2 protein-coding genes are annotated in these 1337 nt (G+C 52.5%); both read right to left on the bottom strand.

Features of this window, described 5'->3' with window-relative positions; translation table 11 throughout:
• Positions 1-126: 126 nt before the first annotated feature.
• Positions 127-936 carry an ATP-binding protein gene (locus tag H6B51_RS17065; protein ID WP_204884787.1) on the bottom strand — a complete coding sequence of 270 codons (810 nt, stop codon included), beginning with the start codon at positions 934-936 and terminating at the stop codon, positions 127-129.
• The coding region (locus H6B51_RS17060; RefSeq protein ID WP_418055080.1) for a Mu transposase domain-containing protein at positions 933-1337 on the bottom strand (405 nt) is incomplete at its 5' end. The genes H6B51_RS17060 and H6B51_RS17065, both read right to left, overlap by 4 nt.

Raw genomic sequence — 1337 nt, 5'->3', positions numbered from 1 at the left:
GTGTTAGCGTCGGGAGTTCACAGCCACATTTTGTCGGGAGTATCGAACCAATTATTGTCGGAAACGTGCGAGCCAATGGATTAAAGTACAAGATGCCAACAACCCAGATCTGTAGTCTGTAATTTGTTATTCTTGCGCTGCTACCGGCTCAACAGCAGGCACTTTTCCGGTCTGCAAAGATACTGTCTCCAGCTTCTTTCCACGGAAGCTCTCTCCACGCAGCTTGAATACGGTAGCATCATCAAAGATGCGGTCCAGGGTGCACAGCAGCGTGGCGTCTTCTTCAAAATCCTCCCGCCATAGCGCTGGATTCTTGTTGCTGGTAAAGATCATGTTGAAGTTGCCCTCTTTATTGTACCTCCGGTCAATCAGGTCAAAGAAAAGGCGTGTATTTTCCTTGTCAAAGGCACAGTGGCCAATCTCGTCAATAATCAGACAGGAAGGCCGCACCAGACCGCTGAGGCAGGAGTCGGTCTTGCCGGAGCGTCTTGCAGTCGTAAACCGGTCTCGCAGCTCAGAGGCCTTAATGAAGTAAGTTTTCAGCCCGTGCTGGCAGCAGGCATAGCCAAAGGCCTGGGCTAAGTGGGTTTTCCCCGTACCGGCCGGTCCAATGAAGGCCAGGTTACGGTGGGAATAGATGGCGTTCAGTGAGGGCAGGACCCGCAGCCGTTCTACATCCTTTCCCTTGAGCAACGAAAAGTCAAAGTTTTCAAAGGTTTTGGGTGCCTTTGTGGGAAGGCGGCTCATTTTCAGCAGTGTCTGGATCGTAGTCTGCTGCTTTTTTTCGCTGAGGTAAGAGAAAACTGCCCGCACTGCGTCCATCCCACTCTCTGAGAGTTCCTGGTCTTCTGCAAACTGAGCAAATTCCTCTGCCGAGAGGTCCAGCTTCAGGACAGAGGCAAACACCTCAACCTGTTCAAAAATCGTCTCGTTCATACTGGCTCCTCCCCGTCAAAGTCAAATTTGGCAAAGGAGAGATCACTGGACGGCATAGAAAGCTGCTGGATCTGTGTCTGTACAGGAGCAGTTGGAAATTCCTCCGGCTGTACCAGTGCTTCGTATTGGCCCTCACAGAAGCTGTCCCTGCGGCTCCAGGTCACATCATGAGTGGCAAGGAGTGCTTTCAGATCTGCTGAATAGATGTACAATGTATCTCCGCTGCGCTCTACCCTGGTCGTAGCACCGGGATAACTGTACGGCACCCCGAAACGGCGGCCCTCGTAATTGACAAACCCGTCAAAGGAAATCCGGCGCTCCGGGCAGAGATAGAGCCGCACTGACTCCGTCTCTGGCAGAGTGCGCAGCTGTTCTCTGCATACCACTCCGTGGATCTGCTG

Origin of the sequence: Pseudoflavonifractor phocaeensis (assembly GCF_016901955.1) — a bacterium.
In the GTDB taxonomy this organism is placed as follows: domain Bacteria; phylum Bacillota; class Clostridia; order Oscillospirales; family Oscillospiraceae; genus Flavonifractor; species Flavonifractor phocaeensis_A.
This window is presented reverse-complemented; position numbering and strand designations above follow the sequence as displayed.